At 43.7% G+C, this 21510-nt stretch carries 16 protein-coding genes and 2 pseudogenes; 16 read left to right on the plus strand and 2 right to left on the minus strand.

The genetic code is table 11. The annotated features are described in order from the left end of the window. Window positions 1-361 precede the first annotated feature (361 nt). Window positions 362-2323, plus strand: a complete 1962-nt coding sequence (gene glgB, locus ACRQ5D_RS17055; protein WP_431200809.1) for a 1,4-alpha-glucan branching protein GlgB — start codon at window positions 362-364, stop codon at window positions 2321-2323. Between the two features lie 100 nt (window positions 2324-2423). Next, entirely contained in the window at window positions 2424-2615 is a 192-nt protein-coding gene (locus ACRQ5D_RS17060; protein ID WP_091163041.1) for a hypothetical protein, read from the plus strand. Window positions 2616-2744: 129 nt separating this feature from the next. Here the strand turns inward: ACRQ5D_RS17060 and ACRQ5D_RS17065 are convergent, their stop codons facing one another. Further along, window positions 2745-4391 carry a M1 family metallopeptidase gene (locus tag ACRQ5D_RS17065; RefSeq protein ID WP_218134349.1) on the minus strand — a complete coding sequence of 549 codons (1647 nt, stop codon included), beginning with the start codon at window positions 4389-4391 and terminating at the stop codon, window positions 2745-2747. A gap of 303 nt (window positions 4392-4694) precedes the next feature. Here ACRQ5D_RS17065 and ACRQ5D_RS17070 point away from each other — a divergent pair, with 303 nt between their 5' ends. From ACRQ5D_RS17070 to ACRQ5D_RS17135, 14 genes and pseudogenes are all read left to right on the plus strand, one after another. Then, a complete protein-coding gene (locus ACRQ5D_RS17070) occupies window positions 4695-7112 on the plus strand; it encodes an ABC transporter permease (RefSeq protein ID WP_432329650.1) in 2418 nt (805 codons plus the stop codon). Window positions 7113-7313: 201 nt separating this feature from the next. Then, the gene (locus tag ACRQ5D_RS17075; protein WP_091163044.1) at window positions 7314-8219 is read left to right on the plus strand and encodes a helix-turn-helix domain-containing protein; all 906 of its coding nucleotides are present in this window, start codon (window positions 7314-7316) and stop codon (window positions 8217-8219) included. Between the two features lie 51 nt (window positions 8220-8270). Continuing rightward, the gene (locus tag ACRQ5D_RS17080; RefSeq protein WP_091163045.1) at window positions 8271-8996 is read left to right on the plus strand and encodes an SDR family oxidoreductase; all 726 of its coding nucleotides are present in this window, start codon (window positions 8271-8273) and stop codon (window positions 8994-8996) included. 208 nt (window positions 8997-9204) lie between these two features. Then, the gene (locus ACRQ5D_RS17085; protein WP_091163046.1) at window positions 9205-9756 is read left to right on the plus strand and encodes an acyl-CoA thioesterase; all 552 of its coding nucleotides are present in this window, start codon (window positions 9205-9207) and stop codon (window positions 9754-9756) included. A 50-nt stretch (window positions 9757-9806) separates the two neighbouring features. Beyond that, window positions 9807-9920 carry a YqaE/Pmp3 family membrane protein gene (locus ACRQ5D_RS17090; RefSeq protein ID WP_431200054.1) on the plus strand — a complete coding sequence of 38 codons (114 nt, stop codon included), beginning with the start codon at window positions 9807-9809 and terminating at the stop codon, window positions 9918-9920. A 208-nt stretch (window positions 9921-10128) separates the two neighbouring features. Further along, on the plus strand, window positions 10129-10371 hold the full coding sequence (locus tag ACRQ5D_RS17095; RefSeq protein ID WP_431200055.1) for a response regulator: 243 nt from the start codon (window positions 10129-10131) through the stop codon (window positions 10369-10371). Window positions 10372-10481: 110 nt separating this feature from the next. After that, window positions 10482-11474 carry a sigma-54 interaction domain-containing protein gene (locus ACRQ5D_RS17100; RefSeq protein ID WP_431200056.1) on the plus strand — a complete coding sequence of 331 codons (993 nt, stop codon included), beginning with the start codon at window positions 10482-10484 and terminating at the stop codon, window positions 11472-11474. Between the two features lie 465 nt (window positions 11475-11939). Further along, the gene (gene kdpF, locus ACRQ5D_RS17105) at window positions 11940-12017 is read left to right on the plus strand and encodes a K(+)-transporting ATPase subunit F (RefSeq protein ID WP_083879072.1); all 78 of its coding nucleotides are present in this window, start codon (window positions 11940-11942) and stop codon (window positions 12015-12017) included. Window positions 12018-12026: 9 nt separating this feature from the next. Continuing rightward, window positions 12027-13741: pseudogene (gene kdpA / locus ACRQ5D_RS17110) on the plus strand (potassium-transporting ATPase subunit KdpA). 2 nt (window positions 13742-13743) lie between these two features. Then, window positions 13744-15774, plus strand: a complete 2031-nt coding sequence (kdpB, locus tag ACRQ5D_RS17115) for a potassium-transporting ATPase subunit KdpB (protein WP_091163049.1) — start codon at window positions 13744-13746, stop codon at window positions 15772-15774. 109 nt (window positions 15775-15883) lie between these two features. Next, window positions 15884-16450, plus strand: coding sequence for a K(+)-transporting ATPase subunit C (locus tag ACRQ5D_RS17120; RefSeq protein WP_091163499.1), 567 nt, complete (start codon window positions 15884-15886; stop codon window positions 16448-16450). Between the two features lie 128 nt (window positions 16451-16578). Then, on the plus strand, window positions 16579-17625 hold the full coding sequence (locus ACRQ5D_RS17125) for a porin (protein WP_091163050.1): 1047 nt from the start codon (window positions 16579-16581) through the stop codon (window positions 17623-17625). Between the two features lie 125 nt (window positions 17626-17750). Beyond that, window positions 17751-18880: pseudogene (locus ACRQ5D_RS17130) on the plus strand (sensor protein KdpD). Between the two features lie 2 nt (window positions 18881-18882). Next, on the plus strand, window positions 18883-20604 hold the full coding sequence (locus ACRQ5D_RS17135) for a HAMP domain-containing sensor histidine kinase (RefSeq protein ID WP_091163052.1): 1722 nt from the start codon (window positions 18883-18885) through the stop codon (window positions 20602-20604). Window positions 20605-20625: 21 nt separating this feature from the next. On the opposite strand, the gene ACRQ5D_RS17140 is transcribed toward ACRQ5D_RS17135, so the two are convergent. After that, the gene (locus tag ACRQ5D_RS17140; RefSeq protein ID WP_091163053.1) at window positions 20626-21387 is read right to left on the minus strand and encodes an NUDIX hydrolase; all 762 of its coding nucleotides are present in this window, start codon (window positions 21385-21387) and stop codon (window positions 20626-20628) included. Between the last annotated feature and the right edge of the window lie 123 nt (window positions 21388-21510).

The raw sequence follows: 21510 nt of genomic DNA on the forward strand, positions 1-21510 counted from the left end.
ATATTTGATTACATATAAACCAAACTCATTCCTGTGATTTGGGTTATCTACTAACACTCTAACAGGTTATCTATATCATGGCCAAAAAAACAACTAAAACCGAGAACCCCTTACCGGATACAAAGCCTGTAAAGGAAAAAAAGCCGTCACTAAGGTCAAAGCCGATAAAGTAACGCCTGAAACAGGAGCCCCGGAACCTAAAAAAACAGTTAAAACAAAAACAGTGGCTGCCGAAAAGCCTGCCGTTGCAGAGAAAGCTGTACCGGTTAAAACAAAATCGACTGCTGATGAGAAGCCTTCAGTCGTTAAAAAAGCAGCATCGGCTAAATCGAAAGCGGTGAATGCCAATAACCTGACAGAAATTACCCCGCAACCTGTAACGCTTAAAGCCGTTGAACCATACAGCCGTTTTACGGATTTTGATATCAGTTTATTTAAGTCGGGCAAACATTATAAGCTGTATGAAAAACTGGGCTCGCATGTAGTGGAATATCTGGGTGTCATTGGGACTTATTTTGCCGTTTGGGCTCCAAATGCACAATACGTAGCGGTAATAGGCAACTTTAACGGCTGGGACCGCGGTTCGCATAGCTTGAATGCCCGCTGGGATTCATCGGGTATTTGGGAAGGTTTTATTCCAAATGTTGGCAATGGCGAAACGTATAAATACTATATCAAATCATCAACCGGCGAAGACCTGGAAAAAAGCGATCCTTTCGCCCTACGCTGGGAATTGCCTCCACGTACAGCCTCTATAGTTGCCGATACTTTTTATGAGTGGAAGGATCAGGACTGGATGCAGAACCGTCATGAACATAACGCGCTCGACAGGCCATATTCGGTTTACGAAGTGCATTTGGGTTCATGGGCGCGTAATCCCGAAAGTCCGGACGAGTTTTTAACTTACACTCAGCTTGCCGAAAAAATGGTGCCTTATGTAAAGGAAATGGGCTTCACCCATGTGGAGTTCATGCCCATTATGGAACACCCGTATTATCCGAGCTGGGGTTACCAGGTAAGTGGTTATTTTGCAGCGGCATCACGCTACGGTACACCACAACAACTGATGTACCTGATTGAAGAATTTCACAAAGCCGGTATTGGCGTAATCCTGGATTGGGTGCCTTCGCACTTTCCGGGAGATATCCATGCACTGTATAAATTTGACGGTACACACCTTTATGAGCATGCCGATGCCCGCAAAGGTTTTCACCCCGACTGGAAATCATATATTTTTAACTACGGCCGAAACGAGGTAAGGGCTTTTCTGATCAGCAACGCTTTGTTTTGGCTGGAAAGGTATCATGCCGATGGTTTACGCGTTGACGCGGTGGCCTCAATGCTGTACCTTGATTATTCGCGCAAGCATGGCGAATGGGAAGCTAACAGGTATGGTGGTAACGAAAACCTCGAAGCTATATCATTTCTGAAAGAATTTAACGAAGCTGTTTACAGCCATTTTCCATCGGTACAAACCATAGCTGAAGAATCTACGTCATTTACAGGCGTTAGTCGCCCGGTTTATTTAGGCGGCCTGGGCTTTGGGATGAAATGGATGATGGGCTGGATGCATGACACTATCGATTATTTTCATGAGGATCCTATCCATCGTAAATATCATCATAACGAGATAACTTTTAGTACTATATATGCCTTTACCGAAAACTTTATGCTGCCTTTCTCGCATGACGAGGTTGTTTATGGCAAAGGCAGTATGCTACGCAAAATGCCCGGCGATGAGTGGAGGCAGTTTGCTAACCTGAGACTGATGTACGGATACATGTTCACACACCCCGGCTCAAAACTACTCTTTATGGGCGGCGAATTTGGGCAGGGCGATGAATGGGATTTCGGCAAATCGTTACAGTGGCATGTGTTGCAGTATCCAAATCATCAGGGTATTAGCGAAACAGTTAAGGCGTTGAACCATTTATATCGTACAGAGCCTGCGCTGTATGAAAAAGCCTTTTCGCACCAGGGCTTTGAATGGGTTGACGGCGGCAATGCCAACGATTCCATACTGGTTTACCGTCGGATGGGGCATGACACTAAAAACGATCTGATGGTCATCCTGAACATGACCCCTGTTGTACGCCGTGATTATCGCATAGGCGTACCTGCTGCTGGTAAGTGGAAAGAGATCTTTAATTCGGATAATGAAAAATACTGGGGCAGCGGCATCATCAATTATGAGCCTGTAAATAGCGACCAGGTAAGTTGGCATGGCAAAAGCCAGTCGATCAAAATTACTATACCGCCGCTTGCGGCTGCGGTATTTAAACTGGTACCTGATGTGCCTGCTAAATATGAATTGAAACGGTAAGCAGCTTTGAAAGACTTACGAAGTTCCAAATACTTCGTAAGCCTTTCAAAACCAAGTAAACAAGTTAAGGATGCTCCTGTTGTTAGTATGTAAATAGCCTATGAACCCAAAATTCAAATATCTTTATCTTATAGGTGGTATAGTTGCCACGATATTGTTTATTGTGCAAATTGTGGCTACCTATCCAAAGCCTAATACAGTTGGGGTAATTCTTGGCGCTTTGCCAGCTTTGGCCTTGTTTTACTTATCGTACAAGGCTTATCATGTTAAAAAGGATAATGAGTTGATGTGAGATAGACTTAGATATTGGAAGGCGTTTCTATCCTCCTGCAATTACCACGCTTTGCCCATAATAATCTCTCTTTTGTTTATTTTGCCCAATAACCTGTGAGGTGGACCAGGTACCTGGTTGATAATTAATTTACTTAACGATTTTTGCCTGAATATAAAAATCAGGGTCAATAACTAATGAGTCGACAGCAGGAAGATATTCTAATTTCAGTGACTGCCAGTTCGTTGAGGGGGCAATCCAACGTTGATCAATCAATTTGATTTTAACGGGCATGGTAAAACCGGCTATACAATTTGTAAATCTGTATTCGAAGCTTTTTTCATCAATTTTATATTCCAATACAGGGATCTGTGTGGTTCTTAAATATTGGTCAAATATCTTGCTGAGATCTTTTTTGCTGACCTTACTGATATAGTTTTCGATCTGTGCCGAATTTACTGATTGGTGATAAAAGCTTCTGTTAAGTCCTCGTAACACTTCCCTGAATTTATCGTCATTATTGATAATAGCCTGTAACATGTGGATTAAAACCCAACCCTTCAGATAGGCGTCTTCACCTCCGTCTTTAAAAATATTGTCGGGAGAAATTACCGGAGCCTTGTTGCCTATCCGATTGGTAGTCCTGCTCAAAAAGAAATCGTGGGACGCCTTTGGCCCGTAAAGATCGGCAATAACCAATTCCTCCGCATAGCCGGCAAAGCCTTCCTGTAACCAGCCGTAGGCAGGATCACTTGCCGTTATATTGTTGCCAAACCATTCGTGCGCTGTTTCATGAACCACCATCCGGTCGGTTTTTTGATCCCAATAAGTTAGCCGTTTGGGATTAAGACCAAAGCGACCCAATCTAAACTTGTTTCCATAGCCGATAGCGCTTTGATGTTCCATTCCTATATACGATGCTTCAACCATCTTAAAGCCGTCGCTGTAAAATGGGTATGGGCCAAACCAGTGCTCAAATGATGTTAAAGTTTTTCGAACTTTGGCAACCAGGTAATCTTTTACCTTTTCCTGGTTATAATCCAGTACCCAAAAATCCAGATCAAGGTTACCGCGTTCGCCGTTAAATTTTTCACTTACATGTTCATATTTCCCTATATAAAAGGTAAGCCCATAATTATTTATAGGACTGTCCACTGCCCAGGTGTAGCTTGAGGTGCCATCTGTATTTTTAAGTTGCCGCCGAAGCCTTCCATTTGATACCGCGACTAATGTATCTGGTGTAATTATTGTAACCGAAGCTCCTTTATCTGGTTTATCGCCAATATAAACCTTACATGGAAACCATGCACTCGCGCCCGGCAATTGACAGGCTACAGCCATCCATGGTCTGCCTATAGAGTCCTTTTGCCATACCAAGCCACCATCCCATGGAGGGTTAACTGATTGTTTTGGTTTGCCCGAATAGTAAATCGTAATGTTTTGAATATTATTTTTTGACCGCTGTAGGGGCTTTACAAACCAAGCGTCGCCGTTTTGTATAAAAGATAACTTTGCGCTCCCCGTTCTGATACTATCTATTTTAAGAGGCGATTGGAGGTCTATTTGCATGAGCGCGGTGTGTTTATTTTTAACAATCTTATATTGAATAATATTGCTACCGCAGATCGTTTGATTAATATAATCTGGTTTTATGGTCAGATCATAGCGCAGAACATCCCACCAAGCCCTTTCCGGCGTTATCGACCCTTTTAAAGTATCCTGGTGCGTTGGCTTGATTTGCCTATCGTTTTGTTGTGCAATTATTTTGCAGGTTAATAAGCTTAGGATTATAAACATAAATGTTTTTTTAGTCATAGATAAGTATCTTGTAGGGCGTGATGTATCGTTGGTTATTGCCAACCTTGAGCCACTAAAATAGTGAAATTTCACTTGCAGGAGCTATTATTAAACGTCCCAACGACTTATAAACCCCCACCTTTAATTTTCAACCGCGAATTTCCAAACCACTCCGCAACCGCACAATCACTGTTCGAAAACGAACAGTTTCGTAGATTGTGCTTTTCTTTAATTGATTGATATTCAGTAAATTAAAAACAGGGCATATAATTAGCTGAAATTCAGGTATAAACCATTACAATTATGCTTAAAAATTACCTGCTGGTTGCTTTTAGAAACCTTTCAAAAAACAAAGCTTTCTCTGCCATTAATATAATAGGGCTGGCTATCGGCATGGCGGCATGTCTGCTCATTTTGCAATATGTTAGCTTTGAGCTTAGTTTTGATGATTTCCACGCTAAAAAAGACCGCGTTTTCCGGATTAATCAGGACAGGTATGACAATGGCAAGTTAAGTACTCAATGGGCCGGCGGGGCTTTTGCACCCGGCACAGCATTTAAAAATGCGCTGCCCGATATTGAAGAGTACGTAAAGATTGTAGGAGCAGGGCAAACCATAGCCAACTACAAGGATCAGAAAATGGTAATCCGGAATGTTTACTATGTAAGCGACGCTTTTTTTAAAACCTTTTCTTTCCCGCTGATAAACGGCGACGGAAATACTGCACTTAAAGAACCCAACACCGCGGTAATTACCCGGCAAATTGCTGACAGGCTTTTTCATGGCGTAAATCCCGTTGGGCAAACCTTGTATATTAATACAGATAAGCCGCTTAAAATTACCGGCGTAATGGAAAATATGCCTGCCAATACGCATATGAATTTCGATATCATGCAATCCTACGCTACGCTGCTTAAAGAAAATCCGCCTAATAAAGATTTTAATCTCGATAATGCCTGGCTAAATGACGGCTGCACAACTTACCTCCTGCTTAAACCTGGAGTTGATCCGCGTGCTTTGGAAGCTAAGTTTATCCCTGTAGTGAAAAAAGCTTATGATAAATATCCTGGTACGGGCGAAGGCGGCATTTATACACTTCAGCCGGTAAAGGATATCCATCTGTATTCCAACAGGATGCTGGAGTTTCAGCCCAATGGAGATGGTAAATCGGTGTACCTGCTTTTGGGGATTGCCATCTTTGTGATCATCATAGCATGGATCAACTATATCAACCTGGCTACTGCCCGTGGTATTGGCCGGGCTAAGGAAGTTGGGGTACGTAAAACTTTGGGCTCGGCAAAAGCACAGTTGATTACCCAGTTTATGTTAGAGGCCATGATGCTTAACGCCATGGCTATAGGCCTTGCATTGCTTATCATTATGGCTTGCTTGCCTGCATTCGCCAATGTTTCCGGCATGCAGATGGGCTTTACCTTATTTGCTAAAGTAACTTTTTGGCTGGCTGTTTTGGGAATCTTTGTATTGGGCTCATTCTTCAGCGGCTTTTATCCGGCCATTGTATTATCGGCGTTCAGGCCGGTTGAGGTGATGAAAGGCAAGATCTTAGCATCGCCAGGGGGAGTGATATTACGTAAGGCAATGGTGGTATTCCAGTTTGCTGCCTCGATATTTTTACTGATAGGATCGCTTACAGTGTTCAAGCAACTTAAATACATGCAAAGCCAAAAGTTAGGAGTAAAAATAGATCAAACACTGGTCATTAAAGCTCCGTTGGTTAAGGTAGATTCGTTTTACCGTAGCATGAGCTCATTTAAACACGAATGCCTGGCACAATCTGCCGTTAAAAGCGTAACAGTATCAACCTCAATCCCCGGCGAACCTGTGCAATGGAATGCTGGCGGTATTAAGTTGGTTGGCTCAGATCAAAGTACAAGCAAACAATACCGCATTATCGGTGCCGATTACGATTACCTTAACGCCTACGATATCAAACTGATAGCCGGTCGTAAGTTTTCGAAAGAGTTTGGCGATGAACCACATAAAGTGATATTCACCAAAAAAGGGGTTGAACAGTTAGGCTTTAGCAAACCTGCCGATGCCCTTGGCAAACGCATCGATTTTTGGGGACAGGTTTATGAGATAATAGGAGTGGCCGATAATTTTCACCAGCAATCCTTACATGATGCCTACGATTCCATGATCTTCCGTTGTATCCCCGATGTTCGGGGACCGGTATCTGTGAAAATCAGCACCACCAATTTGCCGCAAACCATTGCGGAATTAAAGAAAACCTGGGCTGCCTTTTTCCCCGGCGACCAGTTTGATTATTTCTTTTTAGATCAGCATTTTAACGAGCAATACAAAACCGATCAACGCTTTGGGCAGGTGTTTGGCGTATTTACGGGCATCGCCATTTTTGTGGCCTGTTTGGGATTATTTGGCCTCGTATCGTACACCATTGTACAGCGCACTAAGGAAATTGGCATCCGCAAGGTACTGGGAGCTTCGGTAAACAGTATTTTAAGATTGTTGTATAAAGACTTTGCCCTGCTTGTAGCGGTATCGTTTGTGATTTCGGCACCAATAGGCTGGTACGCTATTCATCAATGGCTGCAAACATATGCTTTCAGGATGGATATCAACCCCTTCCTGTTTGTTGTTCCATTCTTCCTGGTATTGCTGGTTGCCTTTGCAACGGTTTCGTTTTTGAGCGTGAAAGCAGCGCTGATGAACCCTGTAAAGAGCTTAAAGACGGAGTAGTAAACAAGAAACACGTCATTGTAAGGTACGAAGCAATCGTACGAAAGTACGGTCACGCTGTATAGCGTGCGATTGCTTCGTCGTTCTTCTTATAATGACATATTTTTATTTCAAGGCGAGGGATTTTGGCGGGGCAAAACATTTACAATCCGCTGTTGGTAGGCTATTTACACAGTATCAATTAATTGCGTACTTTGCCCTATGCCTGTTTTAACTGTAGCCGAAAAAACTCTTATCCCAACTTTTACCTTGCAGCAAAATAACGAGCGGGGTAATACTATGATAGATGTGCGCGAGGCCGGCGGGCAATGCGGCGAGTTTAGGCTTGACCCTGCTTTTCTGCAGCCTCACCGTAAGGATTACTACTTTTTTGTACTGGTTAAAGGCGGTGCTAACCGCCACTGGATAGATTTTGTACCCTATACCGTAAAGCCCGATACCTTTTACTTTACTATTCCTCAGCAGGTGCACCTCAAAGAGCATTCGGCCCCAATGGAGGGCTTAATGATGAGCTTTACCAACGAATTTTTGCAGCTGGAAGATAATCGCATACTTCAACAACTTCCCATTATTCAAAACCCTGCCGCCGCGCATGAAATAAAACTTAGCCCTGTCGATCTGGCTTTTATAGAGGATACCATGCGCAAAATGCTGACTGAGTTTAATGCCGATGGTACCTGGCGCAACCAAATGCTTACCTCGTGGCTGCGGGTGCTGGTGATATACCTGAGCAGGCTGTACAGCGAGCAGTACAATGAAACCTGCGTTACACTAAACTATTGCCTTCTTAAAAGTTTTCAGGCACTTATTGGCGAGCATTATGCCAGCCAGCATGACGTTGCCGCCTATGCCGAACAGCTGAATCTTACACCCGGGCATTTTACGGAAGTTATTAAACAACAAAGCGGTAAAACAGCTATCACCCACATCCATGAACGATTGATTGTTGAGGCCAAACGTCGTCTGCTGCATACCGAACTATCGGTAAAACAAATTGCCGATGAGCTTGGCTTTGAAGATGCGGCTTACTTTAACCGCTTTTTTAAACGCCTTGCCGATACCACGCCTATAGCTTTCAGAATGCAAATCCGGGAAATGTACAGTTAATGCCCTGCTATGTGCAGCGACAAAAATATAGCACCTCCGTAGCTTTGTATTATGGAAAAACAAACAGTTTTAATAACAGGGGCCAATAAGGGTATTGGCCTGGAAACCGCCCGCCAGTTGGCTACCGCTGGCTACTATATTTACCTTGGCAGCCGTGATCAGGAGAGAGGCGAAAAAGCCGTTGGGCAACTTAAAGCTGAGGGCTTAAACGATGTAGAACTATTGCTGATAGACGTAACCAGTCAGGCATCTGTACAAGCCGCTCATGACGAGGTGGCTGCCAAAATCGACCATTTGGATGTATTGATCAATAATGCCGGTATCCCGGGTCCGTTTCCCCAACCAGCTCCCAATTTGAGCGATGATGCCGTGAAAGAGGTGTTTGAGGTAAACTTTTTCGGCGTTGTCCGTACAACACGTACTTTCCTCGATCTGGTTAAAAAATCACCAAACCCAAGGATAGTAAACGTAACATCCGACCTCGGTTCATTAACTTATCATAACGATCCAAACTGGGAGCATTACCAGGTTAAGACAGGTGCTTACGGTCCGTCGAAATCAGCATTGAACGCCTATACAGTTGCTCTGGCTTATGACCTTAAAGACCAGGTTAAAGTAAACATGGTGAACCCCGGCTACACCAACACCGAATTTAATGGTAACCGCGGGCCCAAACCCGTTGAAGATGGTGCAGCACCAATTGTAGCGTACGCCATGATAGGTGCTGATGGCCCGACAGGTAAATATGTGAGCGATTATGGCGAAACGCCCTGGTGATTAAGGAGTAAGATTTAAGAAGTCAAGAATCAAGATCCGGGAAGTTAAGATTTAAGATAACAGGCCGGAGATTTTCCAGCTTTTTTCTGTTTTATTAATATCACCACCCTCGTAGCTGCAAGGTACTAATCAATTAGCCTCAGCCAACCCCCCAAAAGAGAGGTTGGCTGAGGTTTTTTCCTATCTTTGCCCCAAAAGCAGACTGAATATGACCGGAAAATCGCCGCAGGAATCATACACCATCATGAACGAACTGGTATTGCCCAATGATACCAACACTTTAAACAACCTGATGGGTGGTCGTCTGTTGCATTGGATGGATATTGCCGCTGCTATTTCGGCACAAAAGCACTGTAACAGGATAGTGGTGACCGCTTCAGTAGATAACGTATCGTTCCAGTCGCCGATAAAGTTGGGTGATGTGATCAGCATTGAAGCAAAGGTTACCCGCGCATTCACTACGTCGGTTGAGGTAAGGATGGATGTATGGGCGCAAAACATTCCATCAGGCACTAAAGTAAAAAGTAATGAGGCCTATTACACCTTTGTTGCTTTGGATAAAGATGGGCAAAAGACAGCTGTGCCCGAGCTGGTACCTGAAACGGATAAAGAGCGCGCATTGTATGAGGGTGCGCTTCGCCGCCGCCAATTGAGGTTAATATTAGGCGGAAAAATGAACCCCAATGATGCTACTGAACTGAAAGCCTTGTTTTTTGGGGATCAATTGCCACCCAATCTTGGTGAAGAAATAAAGCAGTAACAAATTTCCAGGTGTATCGTCTAAATGGTTTAAACATTAAAACTACTGCGATGCGATATTTTCTGTGCTTTTTACTGCCACCGCTTGCCATACTTACTACTGGCAGAATAGGTGCATTTATATTGAATATATTTTTAACCCTTTTCTTCTGGATCCCGGGGTGATCCATTCCATCCTGGTAACCAGCGATTATTATGAGGCTAAACGCCACAGGCAACTGATGCGGGCGACAAGGCGTTACCGTTGGTAGCCTTGATTCGCATGATTATGGGATTCCCTGAGGTTTTGAATGAGATTATTTAGGACTATTCTATCAAGAAATCCTTAAATCCTAAAAATCAAGGTTCAAAATAAATTACCATATTTGCCACGATGCAAAAAGGTAAGCTATTAATTATCGACGACGAAGAACGCCTCCGTAACTTGCTGGCGCGCATTCTGCAGTTGGAAGGTCATGAGGTAATAACCGCAGGTTCCGGCAAAGAGGGCCTTAAAAAATTACAGCAGGATACTATACATGTGGTATTAAGCGATGTAAAGCTACCTGATATTGATGGCATCACCCTTTCTGAAACCATCAAAAAAACTATCCCAGCACCGAAATCATCGTATTAACGGCTTACGGGACTATCAATGATGGCGTAAAGGCAATAAAAGCCGGTGCGTTTGACTATATCACCAAGGGCGATGATAACGAAAAGATCATCCCGCTGGTAAGCAAGGCCATGGATAAAGCCCTGCTGCAGCAAAAGGTTGCCGAATTGGAAAGCAAGCTGAATGATAAGTTTGGTTTTGACAGGCTCATCGGTAAATCAACGGCTATCAGCGATGTAATTAAGCTTGCCCAAAAGGTTGCCCTTACCGATACAACTGTATTATTATTGGGCGAAACCGGCACAGGTAAGGAGATTTTTGCCGAAGCCATTCACCAGGCCAGTAACCGCAGCGCTAAATCATTTGTGGCTGTAAACTGCAGCGCTTTCACAAAAGAATTATTGGAAAGCGAATTGTTCGGTCATAAAGCCGGTTCGTTCACGGGAGCAGTTAAAGATAAAAAAGGCCTGTTTGAAGAAGCCAACGGTGGCACCATATTTTTGGATGAGATAGGGGAGCTTGATCATGATCTACAGGCCAAGCTGCTTCGTGTGCTTGAATCGCAGCAGTTTATTAAAATAGGAGATACCAAACCCACCCAGGTTAATGTACGGATTCTGGCAGCTACCAACCGTAATTTGCTCAACGAAATCAATGACGGCCATTTCCGGTCTGATTTATATTATCGCCTTTCAGTATTCCAGATCACGCTGCCAGCCTTACGCGAGCGTAAAAAAGATATCAAACTGCTGGCCGAATACTTTATGCAGCATTTTGCCCTTAAAGTAAAAAAGCAGGTAAATACCCTCAGCGACGAGTTCATAGAAAAACTGGAAGCCTACCCTTGGCCCGGGAACATCCGTGAGTTGAAAAATATTGTAGAACGGGCTGTTATTCTAACCGATAGCAATGTGCTTGATGAAAGCCTGCTGCCTTATGAAGTTCAGCAGCAACAGGTGAAAAGCGGTGCACCTATTTCGGCATTTGATCTTTCATCTGTAGAGAAACTGCATATTCAACGGGTATTAAACCATACCCACGGTAACCGTGCAGAAGCAGCGCACCTGCTTAATATTGGCGTGGCTACGCTGTATAGAAAGCTGAAGGAGTATAATTTGGAATGATTTCGGATTTCGGAATTTCGATTTCGGATTTAGTGAATAAAAAGTTCTTTCTACGCTGACGCCCGGCTCCAGCCGGGTGTCTACTATCAAGCGGCCTCAGGCCGCCGTACACAAGCCGGAGGCCTGGAGATATTTGCCACTCTTGAGATCATGCCTATCTGCCAAAGGTTACGTTATCGCTACTTCCTGCAGCTAAGACCTTCTTCAATCCCACTTTGATAATCAGCTATCAAAATGATAGCCCAATTCTCCTTAAATAAATAAAATAATGTTTCTGTTGTTATATAAATAATTAATAATCAGTTATTTGTATTGATAATAATTTTCTTGGCATCTGCTTGGCAAAGCCCTTTGCAAAAACACATAAAATGGATGCTTTACTCACAATCGCTTACCTGGCCACATTTGTAGTGGTATTCTGGATCTTTTTTAAATCTGTAACGTACTTCGAAAAAATCTAAAATCATGGCAGCATTATTCATCGTAGCAATAGCCGTGTTCATTTACATGGTATACGTACTTCTCAAACCCGAAAAATTTTAAAATTAAACTATGAACACTGAACTAACGGGTGTGATTTTCACCTACCTGCTCACCTTAGCCATCGCCATTCCCCTTGGCCGCTACATAGCTAAGGTATTTAAGGGCGAAAAAACCTGGCTCGATTTCCTCGCCCCGCTTGATCGCTTTATTTTCCGTTTCAGCGGCATCGACACCAAACGCGAAATGAACTGGAAACAACACCTGCTGGCCCTGCTTACCATTAACAGCGTTTGGTTAATATATGCCTTTGTTTGTTTGATGGCCCAGGGCCATTTGCCGCTTAATCCCGATGCGAATCCGGGCCAGTCGCCTGATACAGCTTTCAATACTGCCATCAGTTTTTTGGTAAACTGTAACCTGCAGCATTACTCGGGCGAAAGCGGTGCTACTTACTTTACACAGCACTTCGTATTCATGTTCCTGCACTTTGTATCGGCTGCTACAGGTATTGCTGCGCTGGTGGTTGTTTTCAGGGCCATGAAAGATAAGGTTACCGATAAGCTGGGCAACTTTTGGGAGTATTTTGTAAAATCAATCACCCGCATATTATTACCTATCTCATTTGTGATAGCTGTGATCTTCGCTTTTAACGGCATGACTACAAGCTATGCAGGTAAAGATACTTTCATAAGTATGCAAGGCGACACAGTTCACGTCTCCCGTGGACCGGTTGCTGCCATGGTTGCCATTAAACACTTAGGCACTAATGGTGGTGGTTGGTTTGGCGCAAACTCTGCACACCCTATTGAAAATCCTAATTACCTAACTAATACTGTTGAGCTGGTGGCCCAGTTGATCATCCCTATCGGTTTGGTATTTGCATTGGGCTTTTATCTCAACAAAAAGAGATTTGCCTATGTAATTTTTGGCGTAATGACGCTGGGGATGCTTTTGCTGATGATCCCGACCATCAACGCCGAGCTTAATGGTAACCCTGCCATTGCTCATATGGGCATTAGCCAGCCAACAGGAGCTATGGAGGGTAAAGAGGTACGTTTTGGGCCGCTTAACTCTGCATACTGGAGTATCATGACAACCATAACTTCTACCGGTTCAGTAAACTCCATGCATGACAGTGCTATGCCGGTATCCGGATTGTCAATGCTTTTAGGTATGATGATCAACTGCTTTTACGGTGGTTGCGGGGTTGGTATCCTTAACTTTTACATATTTGTGGTAGTAGCCGTGTTTATATCCGGTTTAATGGTAGGCCGTACACCCGAGTTTCTGGGTCGTAAGATAGAGGCGAGGGAAATGAAGATTGCTTCGTTGATTGCACTGCTGCACCCTTTTATTATATTGGTAGGCCTTGCAATTTCGTCCTACTTTATTGTACATGTTCCCGGTACCGACTGGGCTGTCAAGCCATCGGCCTGGTTAAATAATCCCGGCAACCACGGTTTTTCCGAAATGCTGTATGAATATTCATCGGCAGCAGCCAACAACGGTTCGGGCTTTGAAGGTTTGGGCGATGGTAATATTTTTGGAACTATACAACAGGTATCGTCATGATATTGGGTAGGTTCCTCCCAATTATTGGTCCGCTGGCTATTGCAGGCTTATTGGCTAATAAAAAGAATATTCCTGAATCGGCTGGTACTTTAAAAAGCGACACCTCAACTTTTGGGTTGATGATTTTCGCGGTGATCATAATTATCGCTGCCCTGTCATTCTTCCCGGCACTTGCTTTAGGTCCTATCGCTGAATACTTTTCACTTAAATAATCATGAACTCAACTCAAAATACATTGTTCCAGGGCGATCAGATGAGGGATGCTTTAAAACAATCTTTTATCAAACTAAACCCTCGCGTCCTGTTCCGTAACCCGGTGATGTTCACCGTGGAGATAGGTACGGTTGTGATGCTCATTGTGAGCATATTTTCACTGGCCAATAAAGGCCAGGGCAGTTTTGCCTACAACTTTACAGTATTTGTTATATTGTTGTTAACCGTTTTGTTTGCCAATTTTGCCGAAGCTATAGCCGAAGCACGCGGCAAGGCCCAGGCCGAGAGCCTCCGTAAAACCCGTGAGGAAACACCTGCACGCTTACTGGTTAACGGCAAGGAAGAAAGGGTGATGTCATCACAGTTAAAAAAAGGCGACGTATTCATTTGCGAAGCCGGTGATAATATCCCAACCGATGGCGAAATCATTGAAGGTATCGCTACCATTGATGAATCGGCTATTACCGGCGAATCTGCCCCGGTAATCCGTGAAGCCGGTGGTGATAAATCATCTGTTACCGGTGGTACCAAAGTATTATCCGACAGGATCAAAGTATTGGTAACCACCCAGCCGGGCGAAAGCTTTTTGGATAAGATGATTGCGCTGGTAGAAGGCGCATCCCGCCAGAAAACCCCTAACGAAATTGCCTTAACTATTTTGCTGGCCGGTTTTACGCTGATCTTCGTTATCGTGTGCGTTACCCTGAAGCCATTTGGTGATTATTCAAATACGCCCATCACTATAGCCGCTTTTATATCGTTGTTTGTTTGTTTGATCCCTACAACTATCGGTGGCCTTTTATCGGCCATCGGTATTGCCGGGATGGACAGGGCTTTACGCGCCAACGTGATCACCAAAAGCGGTAAAGCTGTTGAAACAGCAGGCGACTTAGACACTTTATTACTGGATAAAACTGGTACCATAACCATTGGTAACCGTAAAGCAACCAGCTTTTACCCAACAGCAGGCGTAAACGAGCAGGATTTTGTAATGGCATGTGTGTTAAGTTCACTGGCCGATGAAACTCCCGAAGGTAAGTCGATTGTAGAACTTGCAGAGCAGGGCCCGCACAAATTAAAAATCTACGCTCCTACCGATTCGGTGTTTATTAAGTTTACTGCCGAAACCCGTTCAAGCGGTTTGGATACACCCGATGGCCTACGCATCCGCAAAGGTGCTTTCGATTCTATCCGCAACATGGCCATTAAAGCCGGTAACCAATTCCCTGCGGATGTGGAAGAGAATGTTAAAAAGATCTCCTCAAACGGTGGTACCCCATTGGTTGTATCACAAAATGAAAAGATCATGGGTGTAATCGAGCTGCAAGATATCATCAAAACCGGTATTGCCGAACGTTTTGAGCGCTTGCGTAAAATGGGGGTTAAAACAGTGATGGTTACCGGCGATAACCCGCTTACTGCCAAATTTATTGCCGAAAAAGCCGGTGTAGATGATTTTATTGCCGAGGCGAAGCCTGAGGATAAAATGAACTACATTAAAAAGGAACAGCGGGGCGGTAAACTGGTAGCCATGATGGGCGATGGAACAAACGATGCCCCCGCACTGGCCCAGGCCGATGTTGGCGTAGCCATGAACAGCGGTACACAAGCCGCCAAAGAAGCGGGCAATATGGTTGACCTGGACAATGATCCAACCAAACTGATCGAGATAGTTGAAATAGGTAAGCAATTATTAATGACCCGCGGTACATTGACAACCTTTAGTATAGCAAATGATGTGGCTAAATATTTTGCCATTGTTCCGGCTTTATTCATGGTATCAATGCCTGCTTTAAAAGCTTTAAATATCATGGACCTGCACAGTCCGCAATCGGCTATACTTTCGGCGGTGATATTTAACGCCATTATTATTCCGCTACTGATTCCGCTGGCTTTACGTGGTGTTGAGTACAAGCCGATTGGTGCAAGCGCGTTGTTACGCCGTAACCTGCTCATTTATGGGTTAGGCGGTATTATTATACCTTTTATAGGCATTAAATTAATTGATTTAGCTGTTTCAATTTTTATATAGATGTGAGATGTTAGATATGAGATTTGAGACTTTTTGAGTTATAAGTCACGCATTTCGTATTTAACAAAATCTCATGTCTCAAATCTCATATCTCAAATCTAAAAAAGAAATGAAAACATATTTGTTGCCATCCATCAAGCTTACCTTAATACTGATAGTATTAACAGCAGGCATCTATCCTTTAGCTATAGCCGGTATGGGTAAATTTACCCCGGGTAAAGGTGATGGTGAAACCATTACATACAAAGGCCGTGTAGTTGGCTACGCCAACATTGGTCAAAAGTTTACTAAAGACGAGTATTTCTGGGGCCGTCCATCAGCAGTTGATTACAATGCTGCCGGCTCAGGCGGTTCAAACAAAGGCCCGTCAAATCCTGATTACCTGAAACAGGTTGAAGGCAGAATAGATGATTTTCTGAAACACAACCCAGGGGTAACACGCTCACAGATTCCTGCCGAACTGGTTACGGCTTCAGGTAGCGGTTTGGATCCTGATCTTTCACCAGCAGGCGCAAAAGTTCAGGTTGCCCGTGTAGCTAAAGTTCGCGGTTTATCAGTTGATGCCGTAAACAAACTGGTTGATGAGCATACTGAACAACCTTTGTTAGGTTTGTTTGGCCCTGCTAAAGTGAATGTATTGAAGTTGAATGTGGCTTTGGATAGGGTGAAGAAGTAAAAACCAGGCTACCGCAGTTTTAGCGGAGCTCAAATCCTCGCCGGGGTTGGCAATAATTAGCAACGGCGAGGATACAAACACAATTTGGGTTACCAATAAGGAACCCGGAAATTTTAATACCTACTTAAATGAAATTTTTCCTGCTATTGATATTTTCGATGTTAACCTGTGCTTTTATAGTTAAGGCTCAGGATACGGTCAAAACCACATCCGATGCACCTTTGGTGGTTTACGGCTCGGTTGATACCTATTTTAAATATGATTTCGCAAACAGGGGATCGCAGATCCCGACGAGTTTTGCAACGGATCACAATTCAATTTCTATCGGGATGATAGATCTGGGTTTAAAGAAAAAGGTTGGCAGGGCCGCTTTTGTAGGCGAGTTATCATTTGGTCCGAGAGGACAAAGCCAGTCGATACCAAACGGATCTGATGGCGAGTCGTATCATATTCAAAACTTGTATGTGGCTTATGATGTAACAGATAAATTTGTACTTACTGCCGGATATATGGCTACTTTTATAGGTTATGAAGTTGTGAGCCCGGTTGGCAATTTTAACTACTCAACCTCTTACCTGTTTACCAATGGCCCGTTTCAAAACGCGGGTTTTAAAGCCGCATATTCGTTTTCGGATAAAGTGAACGTGATGGCCGGTGTGTTTAATGATAATTGGAATTATTACCGGTCGTCAAATCAAGTAAACAGTTTTGGCGCTCAGCTAATATTAAACCCTGTTAAGGGCTGGACCGCCTACTTAAACGTAATTACCGGAGGGATTGTAGGCACCGAGTTTGATTTAACAACTGCGTATCAAATAACAAACGCGTTTAAGCTGGGCCTGAACGCGGCCGACTTTTCGGCAAACAAAGGTGTTACCGGCGGTTTTTCGGGCGTAGCTTTGTATCCGCAACTGGCAGTTTCAAAATACGTTACACTTGGTTTAAGGGGCGAATATTTTAAGCATAAAACAGGTATTTATACCGCAATTGCAGGGCCGGCAAATGGTAAATCGGTTACAGCGGCAACGCTTACGGCTAACGTTAAAGCAGGCCCGTTAACATTAATACCCGAGGTGAGATTGGATCACGGATCGGTAGAGCAGTTTAAAGCACGCAATGGTGATTTGACAAGGTCTGCATCACAGTTTGTGCTGGCAGCTGTTTATGGGTTTTAGCAGCAATTAAATGCTTAGGTATTACAGCAGATCCAGGCATCGTGGCTAAAGCATGTGCAAAGTGAGCGGAAAGCCTGACCGGCATGGAACACCATAAAAACTAAAGGAAAATTCAAAGGCGACTTATGAATGAGGACACTAAAGAGCAATCTGTAGAGCACTTCCTGGAGCTGATCAAAAAATCGCGCCGGGGAAAGTTCAAGGTATATATAGGCATGAGCGCCGGTGTTGGGAAAACCTACCGGATGCTGCAGGAGGCCCAAACCCTGCTGCGCAATGGTATCGACGTGAAAATTGGTTACATCGAAACCCACAACCGTAAAGAAACCCATGCCTTGCTGGAAGGTTTGCCTGTAATACCCCGCCGTAAACTGTTTTACAAAGGGAAGGAGCTGGAGGAGATGGACCTGAAAGCTGTGATAAGCCTGCGCCCCGAGGTGGTTATAGTTGACGAGCTTGCCCACACCAACATTGAGGGCAGCAGCAATGAAAAACGATGGCAGGATGTACTGGAGATCCTGAATGCAGGCATTAACGTGATCAGTGCGGTGAATATACAGCACATGGAGAGCCTTAATGAAGAAGTGCAGCGGATAACCGGAGCTACCATCAATGAACGCGTACCCGATAAAGTTTTGCAGTTGGCCGATGAAGTGGTAAACATCGACCTTACCGCCGACGAACTGATTGAGCGCTTGAAGGAAGGTAAGATCTATGATGAAAAAAGATCCCGACGGCGTTAAGTAACTTTTTCCAGGCAGAGCGGATTTTGCAGCTGCGCGAGTTGGCCCTGCGTGAGGTGGCCCACCAGGTAGAGCGGAAAATTGATATTGAGGTGCCTAAGACAATTAAGCTAAGGCCCGAGCTTTTTTTGGCTTGCATCAGTACCAATGATGAGTCGGCTAAGGTTATTATCCGTAAAACGGCAAGGCTATCATCATACTATCGCTCCAAATGGTATTTACTATATGTGCAAACCTCGCGCGAGAGCAGCGATAAGATTAACTTAGCCGCGCAAAGGCACCTTATCAATAATATGAAGCTGGCCACGCAACTGGGAGGGGAAGTGCTGAAGGTAAAAGATGATAATGTGGCCCGTACCATTTGGGAAACGGCCGAAAAATATGATATCACCACGATTTGCATTGGCAAGCCGCGGTTTAAATTTTACCAGCTTATCATGAAAACAGCGGTGTTTACACAGCTACTAAATAAAATGTCGAAAACTGATATTGACCTTGTAATACTTTCATAGCCATGACAATAAAAAATAAACTCCGGGCAGGGATAGGTTTCCTGTTTGTACTGGCAATAATTTGCTGCGGAATGTCGATATATTTCCTAAACCGGTTATCTGCCGATGCAGGAGCCATATTGAAAGATAACTATAAAACAGTAAAGTATATGCAAAATATACTTACCGCTATTGATTCGCGTACCGACAAACTATCGGCCGACCAACAAAAAACGATAAATGACAATTTGGTATTGCAGGAGCACAATATCACTGAGGCAGGTGAGCTGCAACTTACAGATTCCTTGCGGGCTGTTTTTGAGAGTTTAAAGCACGGGAGCGATAATAAAATAGCCGAAAGCGACTTACGTAATCGCTTGCACAAGCAGGTGTATGGAATAATGAAGCTCAACATGGATGCTATCGCACGGAAGAATGATAAAGCTAACACAACTTCAAAAAGAGGGTCGTTGCTGGTGGCATTTTTAGGCGCGTTTTTGTTTTTAGTAGCATTCAGTTTCGCAGTTAATTTCCCGGGATACATTGCCAACCCAATTAAGGAGCTTACTGCCCGCATTAAAGAGGTATCAAACAAAAATTATCACCAGCAAATTCATTTTGAATCGGACGATGAATTTGGCGAACTGGGCCAGGCTTTTAATAACATGACGCGCAAGCTTGATGAATTTGAAAATAGTAACCTGGCCAGCATCCTGTTTGAGAAAAAGCGAATTGAAACTATTATCAACTCCATGCATGATGCCATTATTGGCCTTGATGAAAAAGGTGTTATCATTTTCGCCAACCAAGTGGCCTGCAACCTGATTGGTATGAAAGCCGACCAGCTTAATGGTAAATATGCGCCAGATATTGCTATTGAAAATGATCTGATGCGTAAATTGCTTGTTAATGACCAGGCAAAGCTTCGGATCTTTGCTGATGAGCGCGAAGGTTTTTATTCGCGCGAATCCTTATCGGTAAGCAGCAGGGATAAAGTGATAGGTAAAGTGATTATTCTGAAAAACATTACCGAATATCAGCAACTGGATGAGGCCAAAACCAATTTCATTGCTACCATATCGCACGAGTTGAAAACCCCCATCTCATCTATAAAAATGAGCTTGAAGTTATTGGAAGATGAGCGCATAGGCGAAGTAAATGCCGAACAACGCCAGCTGATAGGTAATATTGACGACGATACTCGTCGCCTGTTGCTCATCACAGGCGAACTGCTTGACATGGCACAGGTTGAAACCGGCAAGCTACAGCTTAACTTCGGCAGTACGCACCCTCAAAATATTGTGGATTATGCCGTAAAAGCCATTAAGTTTATAGCCGACCAAAAGCATGTGGAAATTAAAGTAAAATGTGATGAAAGTTTGCCAAAGGTACATGCCGACCTGGATAAAACTACCTGGGTACTCATCAACCTGCTCTCCAATGCCATAAAATACAGCCACGAAAAATCAACAGTTGAGCTGGTGGTTAAAAAACGTAAGAACGATGAGATAGAGTTTTCGGTAACCGATCATGGTAAGGGGATAGAAGAGCAATATCTGCCCCGTTTATTTGAGCGTTATTTTAAGGTGCCTAATGCTACATCCGAGCAAAGCGGAACGGGTTTAGGCCTTGCCATAGCCAAGGATTTTATTGAGGCACAGGCTGGAAAGATTAGCGTGGACAGCGAAATAGGTTCGGGCAGTACATTTTATTTTACATTAAAACGGGCGATAGCTGCGGCGTAAGCCATCGCCATTTTAACATAATTACCATCCGCCTTTAAACCCTTCGGTTAAGGCGTTTTGGTAATTTTTCATATCAAATGAGTATAGGTACGGCGCCTTATGCGCGCCGCCTTTACGTGGCTCTTCAGATCGGTTCAGGATGCCGAATGCTAAGATCCTGCGTTGAAAGTTACGCCTGTCTAACTTTTTACCTAAAATTGCTTCATACAATTTTTGCAACTCGGGCATGGTGAATTCTCCCGGCATCAGGTTGTAACCTATCGGTTGATAGTTAAGCTGCAGGCGTAAGGCATCTAATGCACTTTTATAAATATTTTCATGGTCGAGTTGCATTTCGGGCATGTCATCCAGGTCGCGCCAGGCACAAAGCTCCGAAAACTGATCGGGGTGGGGTATAACGCCAAAAAAGTCGACCAGCGCATAATAGCCTATAGATATAAACCGGCCTGAAAACCAGTTTTGTTCTTTTGGCAGCATATCGGCATACATATCGTTATGAACTTTTGAACGGTCGGGATCGCCAAATACACGAAACTGCTGTAGAAATATTTTATCTAAACCGGTACGTTCCTGCAAGATCCTTACAGCGGCGTTATCTATCGGTTCTTCCTTAAGTACAAAACCGCCGGGCAGGTACCACTTCTCTTCGTCATTGGTTTTTAATAGCAGCACTTTCATTTGCCCTTCGTGAAATCCAAATACAACACAATCAATAGAAATGTGGTTTACATAGTTTTTGCGGGCATCCTCGCTGTACTGAATAAGTTGCTGTTTGCTTAACATTTGTGCTATTGTACAAATAAAGTTTGATTTTTTAATTATAATATTTACAATTGTGTACTTAATACACTATGCGGAATGCCATAGCATATCGCTTTAAAAATCATCAAAAATATTTAAGGGTAC

This window comes from Mucilaginibacter sp. P25 (genome assembly GCF_050859465.1).
GTDB lineage: Bacteria > Bacteroidota > Bacteroidia > Sphingobacteriales > Sphingobacteriaceae > Mucilaginibacter > Mucilaginibacter gossypii.

Coding starts and splice junctions, on each gene's coding strand:
- ACRQ5D_RS17140 (WP_091163053.1), bottom strand. CDS start 21,387: ATGTTAAGCAAACAGCAACTTATTCAGTACAGCGAGGATGCCCGCAAA.
- ACRQ5D_RS17075 (WP_091163044.1), top strand. CDS start 7,314: ATGCCTGTTTTAACTGTAGCCGAAAAAACTCTTATCCCAACTTTTACC.
- ACRQ5D_RS17090 (WP_431200054.1), top strand. CDS start 9,807: ATGCGATATTTTCTGTGCTTTTTACTGCCACCGCTTGCCATACTTACT.
- ACRQ5D_RS17060 (WP_091163041.1), top strand. CDS start 2,424: ATGAACCCAAAATTCAAATATCTTTATCTTATAGGTGGTATAGTTGCC.
- ACRQ5D_RS17070 (WP_432329650.1), top strand. CDS start 4,695: ATGCTTAAAAATTACCTGCTGGTTGCTTTTAGAAACCTTTCAAAAAAC.
- ACRQ5D_RS17125 (WP_091163050.1), top strand. CDS start 16,579: ATGAAATTTTTCCTGCTATTGATATTTTCGATGTTAACCTGTGCTTTT.
- kdpB (WP_091163049.1), top strand. CDS start 13,744: ATGAACTCAACTCAAAATACATTGTTCCAGGGCGATCAGATGAGGGAT.
- ACRQ5D_RS17080 (WP_091163045.1), top strand. CDS start 8,271: ATGGAAAAACAAACAGTTTTAATAACAGGGGCCAATAAGGGTATTGGC.
- ACRQ5D_RS17095 (WP_431200055.1), top strand. CDS start 10,129: ATGCAAAAAGGTAAGCTATTAATTATCGACGACGAAGAACGCCTCCGT.
- ACRQ5D_RS17135 (WP_091163052.1), top strand. CDS start 18,883: ATGACAATAAAAAATAAACTCCGGGCAGGGATAGGTTTCCTGTTTGTA.
- ACRQ5D_RS17120 (WP_091163499.1), top strand. CDS start 15,884: ATGAAAACATATTTGTTGCCATCCATCAAGCTTACCTTAATACTGATA.
- ACRQ5D_RS17100 (WP_431200056.1), top strand. CDS start 10,482: ATGGATAAAGCCCTGCTGCAGCAAAAGGTTGCCGAATTGGAAAGCAAG.
- ACRQ5D_RS17065 (WP_218134349.1), bottom strand. CDS start 4,391: ATGTTTATAATCCTAAGCTTATTAACCTGCAAAATAATTGCACAACAA.
- kdpF (WP_083879072.1), top strand. CDS start 11,940: ATGGCAGCATTATTCATCGTAGCAATAGCCGTGTTCATTTACATGGTA.
- ACRQ5D_RS17085 (WP_091163046.1), top strand. CDS start 9,205: ATGACCGGAAAATCGCCGCAGGAATCATACACCATCATGAACGAACTG.